The 5,104-nt window shown below is 63.4% G+C and carries 2 protein-coding genes and 2 pseudogenes; 1 reads left to right on the plus strand and 3 read right to left on the minus strand.

Annotated features, from left to right (window positions below):
- Positions 1-434 precede the first annotated feature (434 nt).
- Both ACLP25_RS06695 and ACLP25_RS06700 read right to left on the minus strand, forming a co-directional pair.
- Positions 435-1,301, minus strand: coding sequence for an HlyD family secretion protein (locus ACLP25_RS06695; protein ID WP_442468441.1), 867 nt, complete (start codon positions 1,299-1,301; stop codon positions 435-437).
- Positions 1,302-1,588: 287 nt separating this feature from the next.
- Positions 1,589-3,145, minus strand: coding sequence for a DHA2 family efflux MFS transporter permease subunit (locus ACLP25_RS06700; protein ID WP_442468442.1), 1,557 nt, complete (start codon positions 3,143-3,145; stop codon positions 1,589-1,591).
- Between the two features lie 275 nt (positions 3,146-3,420).
- Here ACLP25_RS06700 and ACLP25_RS06705 point away from each other — a divergent pair.
- Positions 3,421-4,098: pseudogene (locus ACLP25_RS06705) on the plus strand (VIT1/CCC1 transporter family protein).
- A 379-nt stretch (positions 4,099-4,477) separates the two neighbouring features.
- Here ACLP25_RS06705 and ACLP25_RS06710 read toward each other — a convergent pair.
- Positions 4,478-5,104: pseudogene (locus ACLP25_RS06710) on the minus strand (sugar phosphate nucleotidyltransferase); the annotation flags it as partial.

The raw sequence follows: 5,104 nt of genomic DNA on the forward strand, positions 1-5,104 counted from the left end.
GGCTCGGTCGCTCAAAAATGTGCGCGACAGCGGTCAATCGGACTCGCATCTTAGGCATCGCGATCTCTCGTAAATAGGGTCGGAAACTACTCACGAGGCGAAACACGGCGCCGCACCCGCCCGTCCGATCATCGTATTTGGGGCGGGCGCGGTCGCTGGCGCCGGATACGACATGGCTGATATTCGCCCGCGTGGTTGCCGGCGCCATCGGTATCGCTTCGTTTGTGTCGCCGCTCCTGGCCCGTGGTGATTTATTTGATCCTCGCGTTCGTCACGATGTTCGCGGAACACATCGCCGAACGGCGCGAGGCCAGGGGGCCGACCGATAGCGGCGCCTCCGCCGCGGCGAGCGCGCAATCCCGATGCAGCGAAGGCGCGTGGCAAGTAGCGCGGCGACCCGGCGCGCGGGCCCGGCCCACGCTTTAGCGACGGCTCTATCGCACCGTGACCGTCGGCTCGACGGACATCCCGAGGCCCAGCAAAGCGTCGGGTTGCCGATCGAAGGTGATTTTCACGGGTATGCGTTGCACGACCTTGACGTAATTGCCTGTCGCGTTCTCCGCCGGCAGCAGACTGAACACCGTCCCGCTGCCCGCCTGAATGCTGTCGACATGACCTGGAAAATTGCGGCCGTAGGCGTCGACGTAAATCGCCACCTTTTGGCCCGGCCGGATATCCGTAAGCTCCGTCTCCTTGAAATTGGCGGTCACCCAAACCTCCAGGGGCACGAGGATCATCACGGCCTGCCCGGGCGTGACGAGTTGGCCCGCGACGGCGGTGAGCTTGGTGACCCGCCCCTCAGTCGTCGCGCGCAATTCGACGCGGCTGAGATTGGCGTCAGCCGCCTCTTTTTGGGCCTTGGCCGTCGCCAACGCCGCCTCGGCGCTCTTCTCCTGTGCGTCGAGCACGAGCCTCTGACGCTGGGCTGCCGACTGGCCGAATTGAGCCGCCGACAGCGCCGCTCGTTTCGAATCGAGATCCGAGGCCGATTGCTGCGCGCGCTGCTCGGTGCCGGCGCCTTTCGCCACGAGCTCTTGATACCGCGTGTTTTCCTGCTTCGAGAAATCCAGCGCGGCTTGCGCTTCCACGACCGTCCGGCCGACCTCTGATATTGTCGCGACTTGTTCATAAATTTGCGCGCGCACACTGGCGACGCCCGCCTCGGCCTGCAGCATTTGCGCCGCCGACAGGTCGACCGCGGCCTGATAATCGCGCGCGTCGATGCGCACGAGAAGATCGCCAGCCTTGACGATTTGATTGTCCGTTACCGGCGCCGCCTCGATCACGCCCGAAACCTGCAAACTCCACGTAGACAGGGCGCCCGTCGATGAACGCGTCGTCGGAGCTCTCGTAATGACGCGCGTGCAAATACCAGACAACGCCGGCGGCGAGCGCGGCGACGACCGCGATCGCCCCGACGACCGCCTTGATGGGATTGCGACGAAGGACCCCGAGCGCGCCCGGCAGGGGCGTACCGCGAGGCTTCTCGACTGTCAATTCCGCCGGCGCCTCTCGCGGCGGGTCGCGGGTTTCGTCGCGCAGGCGGGGGTCCGTCAGGTGAATTTCCGCCAAGGTTGTCGCTCCCACTTCAATTCGCGCCCCGCTTTGAGCGCTCCAACCGGACCGCGCGCAGCGTGAGCGCCAACGGCGCCAACGCCAAAGACAGGACGCTCAGCACCAGGAACACGTCGACATAACTGAGATAACTGGCTTGCGTTTGAACGGTCTGGCCAATCCAATCGAAAGCCGTTTGCGCCGCGCCGCCTCCGTTCAGCGGCCGCGCGGCGAAAAAGGCTTGGGCACCGCTCAGCGTCTGACCATAGATCGGATTCCAAACGCCGACATGCTCCCCGAGCCGCGATTGGTGGAATTGCTCGCGCTGGGCGAGCACCGTCTGCGATAGCGAAACTCCAATCGAGCCGCCGAAATTGCGCGCCAGGTTGATGAGCGCGGAGGCTTGGTCGGTTTTCCCGGCGGCGATCCCGTCGTAGGACGCCACCGTGATCGGAATGAAGATGAATGGGAGCCCGACCCCCAGGACCATCTTCGACAGCGCGAAATAGTCGAACGTCGAGGTCGCGGGCAGGCTTGTCATCATATACATGCCATAACCGACGACTACCGCGCCGAACGCGATGAGATATTTCGGCTGGACTAAACCGACCGGGCCCACGACGATCATCATCACCATGGTCACGAGGCCGCCGGGCGAAAGCGCTTCTCCCGCGAGCAAGGCGGTGTACCCGTAGTTGTCTTGCAGGATCTGCGGCACGATCTGTGTCGTGGCGACAACAATCGCCCCGACCCCGAGCATGACGATGAAGCACGCGCCGAATTGGCGGCTCGCCAGCATGCGCACATCGATGACCGGATTTCTCCTCAGAAGCGCCCATGGCACGAACAGCAACAGCGCGCCGACGGAAAGGGAGGCGAAGAGGACGATGAACGAGGAGCCGAACCAATCATCCTCCTGGCCCTTGTCAAGCACGACCTCCAGCGAGCCCAGGAACGTCGTGACGAGCAGGAAGCCGACCAGGTCGAACGGAGGCGCCCGTCGGCCCGTCTCGATGCGGTCAGCCCGCGCTTTCGGAGTTTCCGGAATGAACACATAGGTCAGAACGAACAGAATCACTCCGATCGGTCCGTTGATCAGGAAGCACCAATGCCAGGAGTAGTTGTCGCTGAGATAGCCGCCGAGCATAGGCCCCACGATGGGCGCGACGACGACGGCGATGCCGTAAAGCGCGAAGGCCTGTCCGCGCTTCTCCGGCGGGAATGTATCTGCCAAGATGGATTGGGCTACCGGGGTCATTCCGCCTCCGGCAAGTCCTTGAAGAACGCGAAAGAACAATAACGACTCGAGGTTCCAGGACAGGCCGCATAGGATTGAGCCCAGGGTGAACAGACCGACGCAGGCTAGAAAGAAGTTGCGCCGCCCGAATCTCGCCGCCAGCCAACTGCTCGCGCAGAGCGCCACGGAGTTGGCGACGAGGTAGCTGGTAATGGTCCAGGCGGCTTCCGCTGGACCTACCGCGAGGCTGCCGGAAATATAGGTCAGCGCGACGTTGGCGATGGTGGTGTCGAGCACCTCCATGAACGTGGCGACTGAGACCAGGAGGGCGATCAGCCAAGGGTTAATGCGCATTCCTACTCGCGACGGCTCAAGCGCCGAAGGCCGTGGCTCATGGGCGGGTCCAAGACATGCTGTCACATTGCCCCTGACGCCGTGAAGCGGGAGACGCCTCCCCGTCGGAAGCCGATTTCCGGTCGAAGCTAACTTGTCTCGGCCTCACGCAGACAGGGGCGCCAGCCAAATCGCTCGCGAGATAAGCTGAGCAACGGCGTCGAGCCGATGACCATATCTTCTTTATCTTCTTTCGAGCCGCGCTTTGAAGTTCGAAAGCCATTGCGAGCCGATGCATGCAAATGGGCCAGGTGGAACGACACCGCGCCAGACGAGCCGGTTGGCTGCGCGCGACGGCGCCAGGGGTGAAGGTCTCCTGTCGAGGGCAAGCCTCGTCATGGGCGTGGCTGCGGCGCACGGCGGACGCAGCAATGTTCTGATCGCGGGGTTGGCCGCGCTTGTCGCCGGCGCGATGTCCATGGCCGCGGGTGAATATGTGTCGGTGCACTCTCAGAAGGAACCGAGCATGCCGACCTCGCGCTCGAACGAACGGAGCTTCGAATAAACGAAAAAGGCGAACACGAGGAGTTGGCGGCAATATACGTCCACCGCGGTCTCGATCCCGCGCTCACGAAGACGGTCGCCGACCAACTCATGGCCCATGACGGCCTTGGCGCACGCACGTGACGAACTGGGCTTCACGACGACGCTCGAAGCCCGACCGATCCAGGCCGCGCTAGCTTCGGGCGCGAGTCTCACCATTGGAGCGGCCACGTCTCTGATCGTGACCGCTTTGGCCCCGGAGACGAGTCTCTGCGGTCGCTTCACTCTTGGTGCTGGCGGCGCTCGGGGCGCTGGCGGCGTGGACGGGCGGGGCACGGATCGCGCCAAGCGCTTTGCGGTTCGCGTTCTGGGGCGCGCTCACGACGGGCGTCACGGCAGGCGCCGGCGGCCTTTTCGGCGCGGTTGTGTAAATCGGCGGGGGGTCCCGACGCCGATCGGCGCGATAGCCATTTGAAATGACCTGCTTCAGCGAGATCAGATCTCATCGCTGATTGACAGCAAAGGCCATAATGACGTCCTGCGTCTGTTGGCAGGCGGGATGCTCGATCGCAAGATGGTCAAATACAAGTTCAAGCTGACTGCGGTGGCGCGCTCGCCAACAAGGTCGCGCGTATCGTCTTCGCGCGCATGACCAGGTGCGGCCGATACGACGACCGGCTGATCGCGGTCTGACGACCGCGAAGGGCTCAGCAACGGGAGTTCTCGCCCCAGGGCGAGCTGGAATCGAGGGCGCCGACGAGGTGATGTGAACCAATGGATAAGTTTGGAAGCGCGTTGCGACGAGATCCGTCATTGGCCAAGCTTGTCGAGCATGGGTTGAGTGATCAGAGTGACGCCGTTCTCCGTACGCCGGAAACGCTTGGCGTCGAGTTCCGGGTCCTCGCCGACGACCAGACCATCGGGGATTATGACGCCGGAGTCGATCACCGCTTTTCGGAGGCGGGCGCCCCGGCCGATGTGCGAATAGGGCAGCGCGACCGTCTCATGGACGGTCGCATAGGAATGCGCCCCCACGCCGGTGAATAGCAGCGACCGCGAAATCGTCGCGCCGGAAATGACGCAGCCTCCCGATACCAGCGACGAAAATGCGACGCCGCGCCGGCCGTCGATGTTGTGGACGAACTTGGCGGGCGGCGTGATCTCGCCCTAGGTCCAGATCGGCCAGGCGCGATCGTAGAGATCGAGATCGGGGACGATCTCGGTCAAGGCGATGTTGGCCGCCCAATAGGCGTCGACCGTCCCGACGTCGCGCCAGTAGATCACCGACTCCTCGTTGGTGACGACGCAGGATTGCGAGAAATGATGCGCGACCGCTTGGCCCTTGGCGACGACATTGGGTATGACGTCCTTGCCGAAATCGTGCGACGAATTGGGATCGGCGGCGTCGCGTTTGACCTCCTCGATGAGGAACTTGGT

It is taken from the genome of Roseiarcus sp., from assembly GCF_052145395.1.
GTDB lineage: Bacteria > Pseudomonadota > Alphaproteobacteria > Rhizobiales > Beijerinckiaceae > Roseiarcus.